Annotated in this window: 18 protein-coding genes; 7 read left to right on the top strand and 11 right to left on the bottom strand. The window is 65.7% G+C overall.

Annotated features, from left to right (window positions below; all coding sequences use genetic code 11):
- Positions 1-16: 16 nt before the first annotated feature.
- A complete protein-coding gene (locus DAD99_RS07095) occupies positions 17-1246 on the bottom strand; it encodes a beta-ketoacyl synthase (RefSeq protein ID WP_193340942.1) in 1230 nt (409 codons plus the stop codon).
- A gap of 6 nt (positions 1247-1252) precedes the next feature.
- Positions 1253-2866: a peptide chain release factor 3 gene (locus DAD99_RS07100; RefSeq protein ID WP_193340943.1), complete on the bottom strand. Its 1614-nt coding sequence runs from the start codon at positions 2864-2866 to the stop codon at positions 1253-1255.
- 361 nt (positions 2867-3227) lie between these two features.
- On the opposite strand from DAD99_RS07100, the gene disA reads away from it, so the two are divergent.
- Positions 3228-4304, top strand: a complete 1077-nt coding sequence (gene disA / locus DAD99_RS07105) for a DNA integrity scanning diadenylate cyclase DisA (RefSeq protein WP_185262281.1) — start codon at positions 3228-3230, stop codon at positions 4302-4304.
- Between the two features lie 127 nt (positions 4305-4431).
- On the opposite strand, the gene DAD99_RS07110 is transcribed toward disA, so the two are convergent.
- Positions 4432-5115 (bottom strand): hypothetical protein, encoded by a 684-nt coding sequence (locus DAD99_RS07110; protein ID WP_193340944.1) that lies wholly within the window; start codon positions 5113-5115, stop codon positions 4432-4434.
- A gap of 136 nt (positions 5116-5251) precedes the next feature.
- Here DAD99_RS07110 and DAD99_RS07115 point away from each other — a divergent pair, with 136 nt between their 5' ends.
- The 5 genes from DAD99_RS07115 (at position 5252) to DAD99_RS07135 (ending at position 8118) form a co-directional block, all read left to right on the top strand.
- Entirely contained in the window at positions 5252-6244 is a 993-nt protein-coding gene (locus tag DAD99_RS07115; protein ID WP_193340945.1) for an A/G-specific adenine glycosylase, read from the top strand.
- A gap of 64 nt (positions 6245-6308) precedes the next feature.
- Positions 6309-6740: a DUF3592 domain-containing protein gene (locus tag DAD99_RS07120; RefSeq protein ID WP_193340946.1), complete on the top strand. Its 432-nt coding sequence runs from the start codon at positions 6309-6311 to the stop codon at positions 6738-6740.
- 3 nt (positions 6741-6743) lie between these two features.
- The gene (locus DAD99_RS07125; RefSeq protein WP_193340947.1) at positions 6744-7175 is read left to right on the top strand and encodes a DUF3592 domain-containing protein; all 432 of its coding nucleotides are present in this window, start codon (positions 6744-6746) and stop codon (positions 7173-7175) included.
- Positions 7176-7211: 36 nt separating this feature from the next.
- Positions 7212-7703 (top strand): hypothetical protein, encoded by a 492-nt coding sequence (locus DAD99_RS07130; protein WP_193340948.1) that lies wholly within the window; start codon positions 7212-7214, stop codon positions 7701-7703.
- Positions 7704-7827: 124 nt separating this feature from the next.
- On the top strand, positions 7828-8118 hold the full coding sequence (locus DAD99_RS07135) for a DUF3040 domain-containing protein (RefSeq protein WP_185262275.1): 291 nt from the start codon (positions 7828-7830) through the stop codon (positions 8116-8118).
- A 66-nt stretch (positions 8119-8184) separates the two neighbouring features.
- Here the strand turns inward: DAD99_RS07135 and dhaM are convergent, their stop codons facing one another.
- The 8 genes from dhaM to lysS all read right to left on the bottom strand — a co-directional run bounded on the left by dhaM (position 8185) and on the right by lysS (position 16561).
- Positions 8185-8892, bottom strand: a complete 708-nt coding sequence (dhaM, locus tag DAD99_RS07140; protein WP_193340949.1) for a dihydroxyacetone kinase phosphoryl donor subunit DhaM — start codon at positions 8890-8892, stop codon at positions 8185-8187.
- Positions 8889-9521 carry a dihydroxyacetone kinase subunit DhaL gene (gene dhaL, locus DAD99_RS07145; protein ID WP_193340950.1) on the bottom strand — a complete coding sequence of 211 codons (633 nt, stop codon included), beginning with the start codon at positions 9519-9521 and terminating at the stop codon, positions 8889-8891. Before dhaL ends, dhaM begins: the two co-directional genes overlap by 4 nt.
- Before the next feature lie 2 nt (positions 9522-9523).
- Positions 9524-10525, bottom strand: coding sequence for a dihydroxyacetone kinase subunit DhaK (dhaK, locus tag DAD99_RS07150; RefSeq protein ID WP_193340951.1), 1002 nt, complete (start codon positions 10523-10525; stop codon positions 9524-9526).
- A 242-nt stretch (positions 10526-10767) separates the two neighbouring features.
- The gene (locus DAD99_RS07155; RefSeq protein ID WP_193340952.1) at positions 10768-11283 is read right to left on the bottom strand and encodes an amino-acid N-acetyltransferase; all 516 of its coding nucleotides are present in this window, start codon (positions 11281-11283) and stop codon (positions 10768-10770) included.
- A gap of 140 nt (positions 11284-11423) precedes the next feature.
- Complete coding sequence (locus tag DAD99_RS07160) at positions 11424-13916, bottom strand: ATP-dependent Clp protease ATP-binding subunit (protein ID WP_185262270.1); 2493 nt, start codon at positions 13914-13916, stop codon at positions 11424-11426.
- Between the two features lie 455 nt (positions 13917-14371).
- Positions 14372-14701 (bottom strand): Lsr2 family protein, encoded by a 330-nt coding sequence (locus tag DAD99_RS07165; protein ID WP_185262269.1) that lies wholly within the window; start codon positions 14699-14701, stop codon positions 14372-14374.
- 145 nt (positions 14702-14846) lie between these two features.
- Positions 14847-15026, bottom strand: a complete 180-nt coding sequence (locus DAD99_RS07170) for a hypothetical protein (RefSeq protein ID WP_185262268.1) — start codon at positions 15024-15026, stop codon at positions 14847-14849.
- 2 nt (positions 15027-15028) lie between these two features.
- Positions 15029-16561: a lysine--tRNA ligase gene (gene lysS / locus DAD99_RS07175; RefSeq protein WP_193340953.1), complete on the bottom strand. Its 1533-nt coding sequence runs from the start codon at positions 16559-16561 to the stop codon at positions 15029-15031.
- 67 nt (positions 16562-16628) lie between these two features.
- Here lysS and DAD99_RS07180 point away from each other — a divergent pair, with 67 nt between their 5' ends.
- A complete protein-coding gene (locus DAD99_RS07180) occupies positions 16629-17513 on the top strand; it encodes an alpha/beta fold hydrolase (protein WP_193340954.1) in 885 nt (294 codons plus the stop codon).
- Positions 17514-17530: the final 17 nt, after the last annotated feature.

A 17530-nucleotide genomic window follows, 5' to 3' on the forward strand; every position in this document is an offset into this window, starting at 1 on the left:
CCCTGGGACCTTGCTGCTAGCTGGCCGTGATCACCAGGGCAACGCTGTGTCCGCCGAAGCCAAAAGCGTTCACCAGGCCGGCAGGGGCAGAGCCCGGCACCAGCGTATGGGCGATGTCCGTCACGACGTTGAGGTCCACTTCGGGGTCCAGCGCCTCGACGTTCGCCGTTCCGGGCAGCTGTCCGGTCTGCAGGGCCTGGACCACCACAACCGCGGCGAGGGCACCGGCGCCGCCCAGCAGGTGGCCGGTGTGGCCCTTGGTGGAAGTCACGGGCACGTCGGCACCGAAAATGGCGTTGATGGCCTGTGCCTCGAGCCGGTCCCCTACCGGGGTGGAGGTCGCGTGGGCGTGAACGAAGCCGATTTCCGAAGCCTGCATTCCGGCCGAGGCCAGGGCCTTCTGCATGACCCTTCGCTGCATGGCGGGGTCCGCGGCCACGATGTCGTTGGCGTCCGAGGTTACCGCCCCGCCGGCCACTGCGCCGAGGATGGCGGCGCCGCGCGCCCGGGCGTGGGCCTCACTCTCAAGCACCACAATGCCGGCGCCTTCTGCGAGGACAAAGCCGTCGCGGCCGCCGTCGAACGGGCGCGAGGCCAGCTGGGGTTCGCTGTTGCGCGTGGAGAGTGCCCGGATCTGGGAGAACCCGGTGATCACCAGGTCGTTGACGGATGCGTCCACGCCACCGGCAATCACGACGTCGGCCGCTCCGGAGCGGATCATTTCGGCGCCCTGGACAATTGCTTCCGCGCCGGACGCGCACGCGCTGACCGGGGTCCGGGCTCCGCCGCGGGCGCCGAGGTCAATGGAGACCCAGGCCGCGGGGCCGTTGACCATCAGCCGGGTGAGGGTGTGCGGCGAGACCCGGCGCGGGCCGCCGCTCGCGAGCGCACGGTCCTGTTCGAGGGTGGAGCCGAGGCCGCCATAGGCGGAGCCGATCACCACGGCGAACCGTTCGGGGTCGACGTCGGGCGCCCCCGCCTGCTGCCAGGCTTCCCGGGCAGCCACCAGCGCCAGTTGCCCGCACCGGTCCATCCTCTTCAGCTCGCGCGTGGTGAGGTGCTCCGAAAGGTCCGCGGTGACCTGTCCTGCCATGCGCACGGGCAGTGGCTCCGCCCACGCCTGATCCAGCGCGGCGATGCCGGATCGCCCCGCCAGCAGGCCGGTCCAGGTTTCCGCCATGGTGGATCCGAGCGGGTTGATGGTGCCGACGCCGGTGATCAGCGCGCGGGGTTGGTCTGCAGACATTGGACGCTACTTTGCGGGGTTGTGGGTGCCGATGGGCACGAGGGTCAGATCGGGGTGGTTCTTCTCGATCCGGCGCAGGGCCCAGACGTCGTTGAACAAGGCAAGGTATTCGCCGTCGGACCGCAACAGCACCTCGGCACCGGGCACGTTGGCCAGCGTGGGCATCGCCTCCGCCGTCGAAATCCTGGCGATGGAGTACGGCAGGCGTTCCAGCCGCATGGGCGCGCTGAAGTCATGCGCCATGCGGTCCTCCACCACTTCGAACTGCATGGGGCCGACGGCGGCAAGCACCGGCGCCTGGTCGCCGCGGACGTCGGAGCGGAGCACCTGGATGACGCCCTCGTGCTCGAGCTGCTCGATGCCGCGGCGGAACTGCTTGAACTTGCTGGGGTCCTTGGACCGGGCCACCTGGAAGTGTTCCGGGGCGAACAGCGGGATGGCCGGGTACTCCACCGCGTCTTCGAGGAACAGGCTGTCGCCCACGCGCAATGTGGAGGCGTTGACCAGTCCCACGACGTCGCCAGGGTAGGCCTCGTCGATGACCTCGCGTTCGCGGCCAAAGACCTGCTGGGCGTACTTGGTGGCGAATGACTTTCCGGTGCGGGTCTGGGTGACCACCATGCCGCGTTCAAAAACTCCGGAACAGACGCGGATGAAGGCCACATGGTCGCGGTGGGCCCTGTTCATGCCGGCCTGGACCTTGAAGACAAAGCCGGAGAAGGACGATTCGACCGGGCGCGGGCTGCCCTCAACGTCGGGCCGGGGTGCGGCGTGCGGAGCGAAGTCCACCAGGGCGTCCAGCAGTTCCTTCACGCCGAAGTTCAGTGCGGCGGAGCTGAAAAGGATGGGGGTGGCGGTGCCCGCATGGAAGGCTTCGACGTCGAATTCGAGGTTGGACTCGATGACCAGGCCAGCCTCGTCCACGGCGTCGGTCCAGTTGCTGCCCTGCGTCTCCGCTGCCTCTTCGGGCGTGAAGTACTCGGTCAGGGCGATGTTGGCGCCGGAATTGTTGCGCTGGAAGCGGGCGAAGCGGTCCTGGCGGAGGTCCCAGACGCCGCGGAAGTCACCGGAGATTCCCACGGCCCAGGTCAGCGGCATGGGCTGGAGGCCGGTGCGCTCGGTGAGCTCGTCCATCAGCGCCAGTGCGTCCAGGCCCGGCCGGTCCCACTTGTTGATCACGGTGATGATGGGCAGGTTTCGCGCCTTGCAGACCTCAAACAGCTTCATGGTCTGCGTTTCGAGGCCCTTGGCGGCGTCCACGAGCATCACTGCACAGTCGACGGCGGCCAGGACGCGGTAGGTATCCTCGGAGAAGTCCGCGTGGCCGGGGGTGTCAAGCAGGTTGATGACGGTGTCCCGGTAGGAGAACTGGAGGGCGGCGGAGCTGATGGAGATGCCGCGGTCCTTCTCCATCTGCATCCAGTCCGAAACCGTTTCCTTGCGGTTGGCCTTACCGCTGGAGGCGCCGGCCGTGCCGATCACCTTCGCGTGCAGTGCCAGAGCCTCGGTGAGGGTGGACTTGCCGGCGTCGGGGTGCGAAATGACAGCAAAGGTCCGACGCCGGGCCGCCTGTTTGTGAATCTCGTTGACCCTGGCGGGGCTAAGGACATCTTGGGACACGGTGCTACTTTCGCTGCGATGGGGTAACCCCAAGGCGCTCGGCAGGCCTCAAGGGGGGAAGCATGGCTCTGTGAGAGCCAAGTTCCAAGTTTATCGCAGCGCGGGAAGCCGCCGCTCTGGGTCAGCCGCCTGCCACCTGGACGGTGGGCGAAAGGCCTCCCGGAGGGCCGCCGTCGCACGCGCTCCCGAGGCACTTTACGGCACCCCCTAACGAGGCACTTTGGGGCTTGTCCGTGCGGTTGTTGCCGCTTCTTACCTCTATCATTGAGCTTGCGGGAAACTGAGTACTTTTGATCTTGCCGGCGGAGCGTAAAACCGGCGTACCTGCGGGCGGCAGCCTGCACCTTTGAAGGGAACACCTATGGCTCGGAGCCCCGAAGAATCGCTCAAGGCGACTCTGGGCAGAGTGGCTCCAGGCACGCCGTTGCGCGATGGCCTGGAACGCATCCTCCGGGGGCGGACCGGTGCGCTGATCGTGCTGGGCTCGGACCGGACCATCGATTCCATCTGCTCCGGCGGGTTCGACATCGGCATCGATTTCTCCCCCACACGGCTCCGCGAACTAGCCAAGATGGACGGCGCCATCATCTGCGACAAGGACGCCGGCAACATTCTCCGGGCCGCGGTCCAGCTGGTCCCGGACTCAAGCATCGAAACGCAGGAATCCGGTACCCGCCACCGCACGGCGGAGCGCGTGGCCATCCAGACCGGCGTTCCCGTGATTTCAGTCAGCCAGTCCATGCAGATCATCGCGCTGTACGTGAACGGGCTCCGGCACGTGCTGGAGGGATCCGAGAAGGTCCTGGCCCGCGCCAACCAGGCCCTCGCCACGCTGGAACGGTACCGTTCGCGGCTGGACCAGGTGACCAGTTCCCTGTCCGCGCTGGAGATCGAGGCCATGGTGACCGTCCGCGACGTCGCAGTTACCCTGCAGCGCCAGGAAATGGTCCGCCGGATCTCCGAGGAAATATCGCAGTATGTCCTGGAACTTGGCGAGGACGGCCGGCTGCTGTCCCTCCAGCTCGATGAACTCACGGTGGGCCGCGGCCCGGGCAGCGACGTCATCATCCGCGACTACGCCGGGCCGGACGCGTCCGCCGAGGACATCGAACGGGCCGTCACTGCGCTGGTGAACCTCGGCCCCACAGAGCTGATCGATCTGGGCAAGATCTCCGGGATCGTCGGTTTTGCCGGCGGCGAGGCCAACCTCGACGCCGTGGTGCAGCCGCGCGGTTACCGGTTACTGTCCGGGCTCAAGGCAGTCCCCAAGGCTGTTGCCGACCGCTTGGTGGACCACTTCGGCGGCCTCCAGTTCCTGATGGCGGCCACCATTGACGATCTCATGACCGTTGACGGCATCGGCGACCAGCGCGCCCGCACCGTCCGCGAAGGCCTGAGCCGGATGGCCGAAGCCAGCCTGCTGGACCGCTTCCTCTAGTCCCCACCGGCACCCTCGCCTCGCAAGCTCGGCCAGGGAACCCTGCCGGAGTGGGCCCACCCACCGGCACCCTCGCCTCGCAAGCTCGGCCAGGGAACCCTGCCGGAGTGGGCCCAAGGGAGAAGGATCAGCTGAGCTGGAACACGGCCTTGGGGCTGGCCCTCGAGCCAAGCTTGGCCGTGAAAATGTAGTACGACCCGCCCGCTCCTGGCTTGGCTTCGATGGGGCTGCAGCCCTCCAGCGTGCGGTTACGGGCCCACGGGAAGTTCGCCGTTTCGCTGGCGCCCGGGGCAATCGTCTTCACCAGGTCTTCGCTTTTGGCCTGGCAGTCCTTGGACGAGAAGATCCTGTCCGCACCGCTGGTCACCAGGAACTCCATCTGGGAAGTTCCGATGTTCACCTCGCACGGCATGGTTCCGCCGTTGGTCACCTTCAAGGTGAGCAGCGGGTTCTCATCGGGGCCGTAGGCGGCTTTGTCCGTCGAAGCGGACACCGTCACCAGGTTTTGGCTGCAGGACGGCGTGGGCGTGGCAGTGGGTTCCGTGCCCGCAGTTTCCGACGGCGATGGGCCCGGGGCGGGGGCAGATTCGGTGGCGCCGGCCGCGGAAGATGCCTGCTCGGTGCCGCTGAGAGCACCGGCAACCGCAAAGCCACCGAAGGTGAGCGCCACCGCCATCAGCAGGGCTGTTCCCACAAAAAGCCGACGGCGGCGGTAGACGGCTGCGCTCGGCTGCCGGGTCGCGCCGGAACCGCCCCGGGAACCGGATGCGGATGCCGTCTTGCGCGGTGATGAATTGCCTTGCCTGCCCATCCTTCTAGGCTAGAGAACCCGCCGGATTCTGCCGTCCCACCACGCCGGTCCCCCTGTCAACGCTAAGGTCACAGTTTGTCCGCGGGAATCTTCGCGCGGGCTCCCTGGAATCCACTACAGTGTTGGGATCGACGCCATGACCCTTTCTCCAGCCATACCCGAGGACGGCTCGTCCGGCCCGGGTGGACTCCGCCCCGACCAGCTCGCCGCGCTGCACCGCAGGATCACCGGCTGGTTCGCGGAGACGGCGAGGGACCTGCCGTGGCGCGAAACCCGTTGCTCACCGTGGGGAGTCCTGGTCAGCGAGATCATGCTCCAGCAGACCCCTGTGGTGCGCGTTTTGCCCGTCTGGCGGGAATGGCTTGAGCGCTGGCCCACCCCCGCCGGGCTCGCCGGCGAGCCTGCAGGGGAAGCCGTCCGCTCCTGGGGAAGGCTCGGCTATCCCCGCAGGGCACTCCGCCTGCACGCGGCCGCCGCCGCCATCGTCCGCGACCACGGCGGCAAGGTCCCCGGCGACTACACGGAGCTGCTGGCCCTGCCCGGCGTGGGCAGCTACACGGCCGCGGCGGTCGCCGCCTTTGCCTTCGGACGCCGGGAGACTGTGGTGGACACCAACATCCGGCGGGTGCACGCGCGTCTGGTTTCCGGCGTCGCGCTCCCCTCACCCTCGCTGAACGCCGCGGAGATGCGGCTCGCGGCGGGACTGCTGCCGGACGACGTCGGGACCTCCGTGCGCTGGAACGCTGCGGTGATGGAACTGGGGGCGCTGGTCTGCACGGCGCGTGCGCCCAAGTGCGCGGACTGCCCGGTGCGGGACTCCTGTGCGTGGCTGGCAGCCGGCGAGCCGCCGCCGTCGTACGTTCCCAAAGGACAGGCGTGGCACGGCACTGACCGGCAGGTCCGGGGAGCCGTGATAGCTGTGCTTCGGCTTGCGGACGCGCCGGTGCCGGCGGAAATGTTCCAGCGGGAGCCTGCTGACCTGGGCTTCGCGGCGACCGGAATCGGCGTGCCCTTGTCCGCACTGCACCGCCTGAACTCCGCGCCGGAACAACTCGAACGTGCCATTGCCGGCCTCCTCGGCGACGGCCTGGCCGAGCTGCACCAGGGCGGTTACCGGCTGCCGGGCTGAGCGTCTTTAGGGTGCCCCGCCCCTGGATGGCATACTTTCTGATGACTCGAACCGGGGGAAGTTCATGAGAATCGTGTTGTACGTCATCTGGGCGCTGTTTGTTGCGGGTGTCATTTTTGCGCTGGTCCGCTCACTGCGGAAAGCCAAGCGGCAGGAAAAACTGATCGCAGGCTGGCCAAAGGTGCAGGCGACCGTCACCGGGAACGTGGCGGGCTGGACACATGGCGGCGGCGGCTCAACGCGGAGCCGGCGCTTTTACCCCACCTACCAGTTCGCGGACCCCAACGGGACCCTGTATGCGGGCGAATCCGAGGTTTCGTACGCCAACCAGCAGGCACCGGGATCACCCCTGGCCGTGGCCTACAACCCGGCGAATCCCAACCAGTCGTTCCAGGTGGCGTCCGAATCCAAAATGGTGCTCGGGTGCCTGATGCCGGTCTTGGCATTCTTCGCCCTGCTGCTGTTCTGGGTCGCCGGCAACTTCCCGCTGGGCTGAACCGTGGACTCCCTGAAACTGCTGTTCATCGCGCTGCCCGGGCTTTTCCTTGCCGCAGGCCTGATCCTGATGGGACTGGCCCTGGCCGCGTCCGTCCGCCGGAAACGCTCCATGGCGGGGTGGCAGGAGACTGCGGCCACCGTCACTGGAAATCTGCACGGCACGGACGGGCCCGCGGGCAACGGCCGGAACCGGTTTGCGCCGTCGTATGAATTCGCGGACGCAGGCGGCAAGCGCTGGCTGGGGCAGTCCGATATCTACAGCCAGGACCAGGCGATCATCGGCACCCACATCCCGGTGGTCTACAACCCGGCCGACCCCGCCGAATCCACGCTGCCGGTCTTTGCTGTTGCCAAGGGCCGGATGGCGACGGGTCTCATTATGGTGATCTTCGGAGCAACAGCCATAACAATGTTTACGTCACTTTCCTGGTAGCAATGCCGGCTTCCGGCTCCGGATTTACGCTGGAGTATGGGCAAGCCCGGGGTACTTCTGGCACTGTTGACGACGGCGGTTCTCACCTCCGGTTGCTACTACTACCCCGTCCCGACGCCGTGCCCGATGATTGCCCAGGCGTCAGCGGTCTCGGTGACCGTGGCCCGGGAGTACGTACCGCAGGTGGGATCCCTGCGCCTCAAGGCCTGCCAGGACGGCGTCTGTAAAGAGGCCGCCGTCGAGCTTGTTCCCGGCACTGCCTCGATTGACCAGGGCTGCACACCGGACGGGGCCTGCTCCGCCACGGCTTCCCCGGACGGGACCATGATCGGGATGCTGATGCTGGGGTCCCTCACGGAGGCCCCGATGGCGCTGACCGCCACCGCGGCTGCTCCGGACGGATCGGCCCTGCCGGTGCACACCCTGAATTTCCGGCCCCGCGGCGCCTATCCCTACGGCGAGCAGTGCGGGAAGTTCGTCACCGCTTCGGTGATTCTCGACGCCCAGGGCCTGCGACAGGCTGCGTGACTCATGGCGACCCAGGGCCCTCCAGCCCCTCCCTTGACTTCCACCCAGGACACTTCTACGGTCTGTATTACTAGCATCGGCAACATTGGATTTACAACAGGTCCGCCGCCGGGAAGGGGTTACGATGCCACTTTCAGATAGGGAGCGGAAACAGCTTGAGGAGCTGGAGTTGGGCCTGTCTGCAGACGATCCGCGGCTCGCCGAGGAACTCTCGTCCGGCTCCGTGGGCACGAGGTTTGGGCGCCGCACGTACTTCGGTGCCATCGCATGCCTGTTCGGACTGGTGCTGCTTATTGTCGGCGTCAGCACTCAGATCATCGTGATCGGCGTTGGCGGCTTCCTCCTGATGGGAGCCGGCACGTACCTGCTCGTGGACAAGCGCTCCTTCAATCTGGGCCGCAACCAGGTCAAATAGGCGGCACCAGATGGCGTTCCCGCCTGGCCGGGATCCACGCCAGCCACGCCCATATCAGTCCACGGCCTACGGCTCGCCGAAGCCGGCCTGCACCAGGCCGCCAACGTAGTTCAGGGCACGCTCTGCGTCGGGCCCCCAAGCCTCGATGTGGAGCATGGATCCCTTGCCTGCCGCCAGGATCATCAGGGATGTCATTGACGCGCCATCCACGCCGTTGACCGTGACTTCGGCGTTGAGGGACGCCAGGCCGCCTGCGATCTTGGCGGCCGGACGGGCGTGCATGCCGGCCTCGTTCACCAGTTCGAAGTCGCCGGTGAAGTCCGGCCCCGGACCGGTGACGGACCCTTCAGCCACGGTACTGGCGGCCAGCACAGGCGAAGCAACCGCCACGTCCGGTCCCAGTCCGTAGACCGCTTCGGCGGCACGTTTGACTGCCTTCGCATCGGCACCGCCCTGTGCGGCCACGGCCGCAGCAACCAGGCCCTCCACCAGGGGCGCGTCCGCCAGAAGCACACCGGCCGGCTCCTCCACGAATTCCAGGGCCGATTCCGCCGTCATCACGGCAGATCCCAGGTCTGTCAGGACCACCACGCCATCGCCGCCGGCCGCCTGGTCCAGGGCGGACATGACTTTTTCCAGGCTCGTTCCGATCCTGCCGTCTGCGGTGCCCCCGGCGGCGAGGATGACGACGTCGGGCGCCATCTGTGCGGCAAGTTCCACGGCGCCGTCGGCTATTTTTTCGCTATGTGACACCACCACCAGACGAACTGTCACGCTGCGGCCCCAACGGCTGCCCGGAGAATCAGCGCACTTGAGGCGGCGCCCGGATCGCGGTGGCCCGCGCTCCGCTCCCCCAGGTAGCTGGCACGGCCCTTGCGGGCCACCAACGGGTCGGTGGCCACGGCGCCGGCTTCAGCCGCTTCGGCCGCAGCCACCAGCACGCCAAGGACGGTGCCGGCACCGTCCTTAGCGGCGGCCTGTGCCGCCTCCACCGCGGGGGTCCAGGCGTCCACCATGGTCTTGTCGCCGGGCTCGGCCTTGCCCCGGGCCACGATCCCGTCGCGGGCAGCCCCGAGCGCTTCGGCAAGGCGCCCCGGGTCAATCTCGGCCGCGTCTCCCAGAGCGGTGGAGGCGCGCAGGAACGCGGTTCCATACAAGGGTCCCGCGGCGCCGCCCACCTTGGACATCAGGGTCATGGCTGTCAGCTTCAGCGCCGCGCCGGGAGTCTCCGGCGGCACCTCGGCCAGTTTGTCCAGCACGGCCTGGAAGCCGCGGTCCATGTTCTCGCCGTGGTCAGAGTCCCCGATGGCACGGTCCAGTTCGATGAGCCACACCCGGTTTTCCGCCATGGCCTGGGCGCACAGCGTCAGCCACCTGACGGCCCAGTTCACGTCCAGGACCACAGTTACACGCCCCAGCGCAGGGCTGCAGTGTGCACGGGGGCATCCCACAGCTGCGTCAGTTCATCGTCGAGCCGTAGCACGGAGATGGAGCAGCCCTGCATTTCGAGGGCGGTGATGTAGTTCCCTACCAGCGAGCGTTCGACGACGGCTCCGCGTTCTGCGATGACCTGGGCAGCGCGGCGGTAGACGATGTACAGCTCGCTCAGGGGCGTGCCGCCCATGCCGTTGACGAACAGCAACACTTTCTCGCCCCCCGTGATGCCCAGGTCGGTGAGGACCGGGTCCAGCAGGCGGTCGGTGATGCCGTCGGCATTCTCCATGGGGATTTTGTGCCGGCCGGGCTCGCCGTGGATGCCGATGCCGATCTCGATTTCATCTTCCGCAAGGTCGAAACTGGGCGTTCCCGCGTGCGGTACGGTGCACGGGGACAGGGCGACCCCCATAGTGCGGACATTGCTGTTGACGCGGCCGCCGATCGCGGCCACGGCATCGAGGTTGTCGCCCCGTTCAGCCGCGGCGCCGGCAATCTTCTCCACCAGGACGGTGCCACCCACGCCGCGGCGGCCCGCGGTATAAAGGGAGTCCTCCACCGCAACGTCATCGTTCACCAGGACCGTGCGGATGTCCACGCCTTCGGCCTGCGCCAGTTCCGCTGCGGTCTCGAAGTTCAGGACGTCGCCGGTGTAGTTTTTTACGATATGGACGACGCCGGCGCCCGAGTTAACGGCGAGCGTGGCGGGGAGGATCTGGTCCGGCGTCGGTGAGGTGAACACCGCCCCCGGCACCGCGGCGTCGAGCATTCCCAGCCCGACAAAACCGGCGTGGAGCGGTTCGTGGCCGCTCCCCCCGCCGGAAACGAGTCCGACTTTTCCGGTCACTGGCGCGTCTTTGCGTGTTACGTACTTGGGATCGGCGATGACGTTGACGAGTCCCGCGTGGGCCAGACCGAATCCTTCCACGGATTCGTCAACTACGGAGCGGGGATCGTTAATGAGCTTTTTCATGGCAGAACTCCTGGGGTGTGGGTGCTTCCTGGAGGATGCACTTCGACCCTACTACCGCCGCACAAAGTCCGGTAGCCTGCGACGATTCGGTGGAAGCGGTAAGGGACAGCCCCCAATGACCGTCCCTTACGGCAGGCCCCACACCGCAACCCCTTCACTTTATCCATCAATTCGACGTAAAGCTATTTATGTCACAGGGTGACTTCTTGCCGCCCTTGCCCGGGCAGGGTGATCAGGGGCGTCTAGAGGGTCTTGATCATGCGGGTATTGCCCAGGGTGTTGGGCTTGACCCGCGCCAGGTCCAGGAACTCGGCAACGCCTTCGTCATGGGAGCGCAGCAGCTCCGAGTAGACCACCGGGTCCACTGCCGTCTGGTCGGCCATGACCTCGAAGCCGTGGCGCTTGAAAAAATCCACCTCGAAGGTGAGGCAAAAGACCCGCCCCACTCCCAGTTCACGGGCTTCGGCCAGCAGGCTTTCCACGAGCACGTGCCCCACTCCTTTGCCGCGCCATGCATCCGATGCGGCCAGCGTACGGACTTCAGCGAGGTCCTCCCACATAACGTGCAGCGCACCGCAGCCGATGACTTCGCCGTCATCGGCCTCTGCGATCCGGAATTCCTGGAGGCTCTCGTAATAGGCAACCGTCTCTTTTGCCATCAGGATCCGTTGCTCAGCCAACGGCGCCACAAGGCCCTTGATGGCGGCCACGTCACTGGTACGGGCGGAACGGATGTGGAAGGAATCAGAGTCGGTCACCCGACAATCCTACGGTGGCGCACGGCCGGCTTCGGCCGCTCCCGCTGGGCTGGGGCGCTCCCGGACTCAACACCGGGAAGCCAGCCAACACGAAGGCCCCGCCGCTCCTTTCGGAGTGGCGGAGCCTTCGCTTTTGGTGGTTAGACGCTGGGAGCGATCTCCGGGATGCGCGGCTTGGCGTTGCCAGCGAACGTGAACTTGGCGTCGTCGCCTTCGCCATCCACATCCACTACAACGATGTCGCCGGCGTGGAGCTCGCCGAACAGGATCTTCTCGGAGAGCTGGTCCTCGATCTCGCGCTGGATGGTGCGGCGCAGCGGCCGGGCACCCATAGCAGGATCGTAGCCGCGGGTTGCCAGGAGCACCTTGGCCGCGGTGGTGAGCTCGATGCCCATGTCCTTGTCCTTGAGGCGCTTCTCGAGGCGGCCAACGAACATGTCCACGATCTCGATGATCTCGTCCTGGGTGAGCTGCGGGAACACCACAACGTCATCCACACGGTTCAGGAACTCCGGACGGAAGTGCTGCTTGAGCTCCTCCGTCACACGGGCACGCATCCGGTTATAGCCGGTCTGGGTGTCCGTGCCGGACTGGAAGCCGGTGGCAACGCTCTTGGAGATGTCCCGGGTGCCCAGGTTGGTGGTCATGATGATCACCGTGTTCTTGAAGTCAACCACGCGACCCTGGGAGTCGGTCAGGCGGCCGTCTTCAAGGATCTGCAGGAGTGAGTTGAAGAGGTCAGCGTGCGCCTTCTCCACTTCGTCGAACAGGACCACGGAGAACGGACGGCGGCGGACCTTCTCAGTGAGCTGGCCACCCTCTTCGTAGCCGACGTAGCCCGGAGGGGCACCGAATAGCCGTGAAACAGTGTGCTTTTCGGAGTACTCAGACATGTCCAGCGTGATGAGGGCGTCCTCGTCACCAAACAGGAACTCCGCCAGGGCCTTGGCCAGCTCGGTCTTGCCGACGCCGGTGGGGCCGGCGAAGATGAACGAGCCGCCCGGACGCTTGGGGTCCTTCAGGCCTGCACGGGTGCGGCGGATCGCCTGGGACAGGGACCTGATGGCCTCATTCTGGCCCACCACACGCTTGTGCAGTTCGTCTTCCATCTTCAGCAGGCGCGTGGACTCTTCCTCGGTCAGCTTGAAGACCGGGATGCCGGTGGAGTTGGCCAATACCTCGGCGATGAGATCCTCATCCACCTCGGAAATGTCATCCATGCCGCCTGACTTCCAGTGGCGTTCCTTCTCGGCACGCTCAGTGATGAGCTTCTGCTCCTTGTCCCGGAGCGAAGCGGCACCTTCGAAGTCCTGCGCGTCGATGGCGGATTCCTTCTCCATCTTCAGCTTGGCAATCCGCTCGTCCATGGCCTTCAGTTCCGGCGGGGCGGTCATCCGGCGGATGCGCAGCCGGGCACCGGCCTCATCGATCAGGTCGATGGCCTTGTCCGGAAGGAAGCGGTCCGAGATGTAGCGCTCGGCGAGGTTCGCGGCCGAGGTGAGGGCGCCGTCGGTGATGGTGACGCGGTGGTGCGCCTCGTAGCGGTCACGCAGGCCCTTGAGGATCTCGATCGCGTGCGCGACGGAGGGCTCCTTGACCTGGATCGGCTGGAAACGACGCTCGAGCGCGGCATCTTTCTCGATGTGCTTGCGGTACTCATCCAAGGTGGTGGCACCGATGGTCTGCAGTTCACCGCGGGCCAGCATGGGCTTCAGGATGGACGCAGCATCGATGGCACCTTCAGCAGCGCCGGCGCCCACAAGGGTGTGGATTTCGTCGATGAAGAGGATGATGTCGCCGCGCGTGCGGATTTCCTTGAGGACCTTCTTCAGTCGCTCTTCGAAGTCACCGCGGTACCGGGAGCCTGCCACCAGTGAACCGAGGTCCAGGGTGTACAACTGCTTGTCCTTGATGGTTTCCGGGACGTCGCCGCGGACAATTGCCTGGGCGAGGCCTTCGACGACGGCGGTCTTGCCGACGCCGGGCTCACCGATCAGCACAGGGTTGTTCTTGGTGCGGCGCGAAAGGACCTGCATAACGCGCTCCATTTCGGACTCACGTCCGATCACCGGGTCCAGCTTGTTCTCGCGCGCAGCCTGGGTGAGGTTGCGGCCGAACTGGTCCAGAACCACGGAGCCGGCCGGAGTGCCCTCGGGCTGGCCGGGACCGACGCCTGCGCCGGTAGTCTCCTTGCCCTGGTACCCGGAGAGGAGCTGGATGACCTGCTGGCGGACGCGGTTAAGGTCTGCGCCGAGCTTGACCAGCACCTGGGCGGCAACGCCTTCACCCTCGCGGATGAGGCCCAGCAGGATGTGCTCCGTGCCGATGTAGTTGTGGCCCAGCTGCAAGGCTTCTCGCAGGGAAAGTTCCAGCACCTTCTTGGCGCGCGGGGTGAAGGGGATGTGACCGGACGGGGCCTGCTGACCCTGGCCGATGATCTCCTGTACCTGCTCGCGCACACCGTCGAGCGAAATGCTCAAGGACTCAAGAGCTTTGGCGGCAACGCCCTCACCTTCATGGATCAGACCCAAGAGGATGTGTTCGGTACCAATGTAATTGTGGTTCAGCATGCGTGCCTCTTCTTGGGCAAGCACAACTACGCGACGGGCACGGTCCGTAAATCGCTCAAACATTTTCGCCACACTCCTAGCTACGACGTACTTTGATGCTACGTGGCAGACCCACTATTGGGGAGCGTGTTCGCCACAGGGGAAACATGACGTGTCCAACCTCCCGCCACCCTGCACCATGACCGCGGTGTCAGGAGCGGAACGCAATAAGGGACCACGACGGCTCAAGGATCACCAATGCCCGCTAATTACAGACATTCCGGGTGTTTCCCGCCACGCAAAGATTCGAGTGGGCGAATTCGCGCCGGCGTCCCAGACCAGAGGCTCAAACAGAATCACCGGCTCATCGCGAGGAAATCGCGCGGAGATTAACCCAACGGTACGCCTGTAGATTTTTGGTCAGCAAGGGTTTCACGCACGCCCAGGTCCGCCTTTGCGCATTCACAATTGGCATCAAAAAACCCTGCCCCCACCCGAAGGTGAAGACAGGGCCTATTACGCCGCTGGAGACGCGCAGGTCAGGAATTTGCCTTTTGGTAGGCTTCCTGGATTTCAGCCTGAATTCGGCCGCGGCTGTTAACCGTGTAGCCGTTATCCCGTGCCCACTGGCGGATCTGCGCGGAGTCGTTGGCGCGGGCGCCTGCAGCCGGCTTCGTGCGGGTAGCCCTGCCGGCCGAGGTCTTACGTCCGGCGGCAACAAAGCGCTCCAAGGCAGAACGGAGCTCGGCCGCATTGGCCGAGGACAGATCGATTTCGTAGCTGACCCCATCGAGGCCGAAACGGACGTTTTCGTCCGCGGATCCCCCATCAAGATCATCGACGAGGATGATGTTTACTTTCTGTGCCATTAAATATGTCTTCCTCTTGGAAAGGTGCGGTTGTCAGAAAATGAGGATGTTCCTGTAAAAAGTATGGGCCTCTTTATGGCAACGCGTCAAAGCGTTCAATCGTTCCTGTGGATATCCACAGGAACCCGCAGAAATCTCTTTCGAGCTATTTGTCCGATTCGGGGTTCTGCTCGTTCAAAGGCGCACCGGAACGCGATTCCGCCTCGGCTTGGGCCCGCGCTTCAGCCTTTCGCTCGGCCTTATCGGCATTGAAGATGGATTTCATGGCAAACCAAAAAAGCAGGCCAACCACCAACGAGGGCAGGAGTACGGCTACATATTCCATGGTCAGTGGCCTTCGGGCTTCAGAAGCGGGAAAAGGATGGTTTCGCGGATACCGGCGCCGGTGAACAACATCACCAGCCGGTCGATGCCCAGGCCGATGCCACCCATGGGCGGCGCGCCGTATTCGAGGGCCCGCAGGAAGTCTTCGTCCAGCTGCATTGCCTCGTCGTCGCCCGCGGCAGCGTGCCGCGACTGTTCAGTCAGCCGCTCGCGCTGGATGACGGGGTCGATCAGCTCGGAGAAGGCTGTGCCGCGCTCCATGCCGCCGATGATGAGGTCCCAGGCCTCGATCAGCCGGCCGTCATTCCGGTGCGGGCGGGCCAACGGCTGGGCAGACGGCGGGTAGTCGTACACAAAGGTGGGGTTCAGGAGCGTGGGTTCCACAATTTCGCCGAACAGTTCCACGGCCAGTTTCTCGGCGTCCCACTTCGGGTCCACCTTGACCTCACGCTTTTGCGCGATTTCGCGGAGCACCTCAAGCGACGTGTCCGGCGTGACTTCCTGGCCAACGGCGTCGGACAGTCCCGGGTAGACCGAAACCCAGGCCCAGTCGCCGTCGAGGTTGATCTCCCCGGCATCGGTCTGGAGGGTGCGGCCCACCCCCACGGCGTCCGCGGCGTCCAGGATGATCTCCTTGATGCGCCCGGCCATAACGAACTGGTCAGCCCAGGCTTCGTAGCACTCAAGGGTGGTGAATTCGGGGCTGTGGGTGGAGTCCACGCCCTCGTTGCGGAAGACGCGGCCCATGTCGTAGACGCGATCGATCCCGCCCACCACGGCGCGCTTGAGGTAAAGCTCAGTGGCAATGCGAAGGGTCATCTTCTGGTCGAACGCGTTCATGTGCGTCTCGAACGGGCGGGCCAGGGCGCCGCCGTGGACCAGTTGCAGGATGGGGGTTTCCACCTCGACGTAGCTGTGGCGGTGCAGGCTCTCGCGGATGGAACGGGTAATCGCGGCGCGGGTGTAGACCATCTCCCGGGCTTCATCGCGCACCATCAGGTCCACGTAACGCTGACGGACGCGGGTTTCCTCGTTCAGTTCCGCGTGCAGCACCGGCAACGGGCGCAGTGCCTTGGAAGCCATGGACCAGGACTCGGCCATCACGGACAGCTCGCCGCGGCGGGAGGAAATCACTTCGCCCTTGATGAACACGTGGTCGCCCAGGTCCACCACCGCCTTCCAGTCCGCGAGAGCTTCCTCGCCCACGTTGGCAAGGCTGAGCATCGCCTGGAGCCGGGTGCCCTTGCCATCAACTCCGCCTTCCTGGAGCGTGGCGAAGCAGAGCTTGCCGGTATTCCGCACAAAAACCACGCGGCCGGTGACGCCCACAACGTCGCCGGTGGTGTCGTCAGCCTCAAGGTGCGAGTACTTTTCGCGGATCTCCGTGAGGGAATGCGTGCGTTCCACGCCCACCGGATATGCCTCGGTGCCGCGCTCGATCAGCTTCGCGCGCTTGTCCATGCGGATGCGCATCTGTTCGCTGGCGTCGAGCGGCTCTGGGGCATTTTTTGGGACGGTGGTGTTTTGGGAAGTCACAATCCCCAAGTTTACCGGGCATTCCTGCCTCCGGCTCCCGGCAGACGCCCGGGCATAGACTCGGGCTGTGGAGACGTGGAAAGTTGAAGCGGAGGACGGCGGGCGCCTCGACGTCCATTCCTTCCGTACCCCCGCAGGACTGGGCCCGACGACGGCGGGACCTCCCGGCGTCGTACTCATCCACGGCACTTTGGTCACCGACGCCCTCTACCGGCCTTTTGCCCGGAAGCTCAGTGTCCTGCTGGGCCGGCCGGTGCACTGCTACAACCGCCGCGGCAGGGCGGGGTCCGCCCCGCAGCCGGAGGACTATTCGGTGAAAACGGAGGTCAGCGACCTTGCGGCGGTCATGCGCGAGACCGGTTCCACAGACGTGGTGGCCCACAGCTACGGCGGTTTCGTAGCGCTGCAGGCGGCCCGGACCCTGCCCGTGAGCCGGCTGGTGACCTATGACGCCGCGGTGTCGCTGTCCGGAAACCTAAGCCACCGCTGGCGGCCGGAGCTTGAGGACGCCGTCACCGCAGGCCAGCTTAACCATGCGTGGGCGCACCTGGTCCAGGGCCTGGCTACGGCCGGTCCCCTGTCCTACCTGCCGCTCGGCGCGCTGCGGATGCTGAGCATTCTTTCCGCCAAAACCAATCTGGGCGCGGAAATGCGCCAGCTGCTGCCCACGGCCGTCACCGAAATGCGGGCAGTATTGGACGCCGACGCCGAACTGGAGAATTTCACCACCCTCACCACCCCCGTCCTGATGCTCAGCGGCGGCTGGAGCCCGGCGTATTTCGCCGAGACCGGACGCCAACTGGCCGCCGCAGTGCCATCGATCACCTTCCAGGTGGTCCCTGGCCAGCTGCATGAGGGACCCATCCGCCCCGGCAAGGGCCTGGCCGTGCGGATTGCCCGGTTCATCAACGGCAGCGACGGCCAGGCCCGGACGCTGGGGAGGCGCCGGTAGGTCGCCTTGCCGGTGGG

The organism is Pseudarthrobacter sp. AB1 (genome assembly GCF_014926485.1).
Taxonomy (GTDB): domain Bacteria; phylum Actinomycetota; class Actinomycetes; order Actinomycetales; family Micrococcaceae; genus Arthrobacter.

Coding starts and splice junctions, on each gene's coding strand:
- DAD99_RS07160 (WP_185262270.1), bottom strand. CDS start 13,916: ATGTTTGAGCGATTTACGGACCGTGCCCGTCGCGTAGTTGTGCTTGCC.
- dhaK (WP_193340951.1), bottom strand. CDS start 10,525: ATGAAAAAGCTCATTAACGATCCCCGCTCCGTAGTTGACGAATCCGTG.
- DAD99_RS07120 (WP_193340946.1), top strand. CDS start 6,309: ATGAGAATCGTGTTGTACGTCATCTGGGCGCTGTTTGTTGCGGGTGTC.
- DAD99_RS07165 (WP_185262269.1), bottom strand. CDS start 14,701: ATGGCACAGAAAGTAAACATCATCCTCGTCGATGATCTTGATGGGGGA.
- DAD99_RS07130 (WP_193340948.1), top strand. CDS start 7,212: ATGGGCAAGCCCGGGGTACTTCTGGCACTGTTGACGACGGCGGTTCTC.
- DAD99_RS07095 (WP_193340942.1), bottom strand. CDS start 1,246: ATGTCTGCAGACCAACCCCGCGCGCTGATCACCGGCGTCGGCACCATC.
- DAD99_RS07110 (WP_193340944.1), bottom strand. CDS start 5,115: ATGGGCAGGCAAGGCAATTCATCACCGCGCAAGACGGCATCCGCATCC.
- DAD99_RS07170 (WP_185262268.1), bottom strand. CDS start 15,026: ATGGAATATGTAGCCGTACTCCTGCCCTCGTTGGTGGTTGGCCTGCTT.
- disA (WP_185262281.1), top strand. CDS start 3,228: ATGGCTCGGAGCCCCGAAGAATCGCTCAAGGCGACTCTGGGCAGAGTG.
- DAD99_RS07135 (WP_185262275.1), top strand. CDS start 7,828: ATGCCACTTTCAGATAGGGAGCGGAAACAGCTTGAGGAGCTGGAGTTG.
- DAD99_RS07115 (WP_193340945.1), top strand. CDS start 5,252: ATGACCCTTTCTCCAGCCATACCCGAGGACGGCTCGTCCGGCCCGGGT.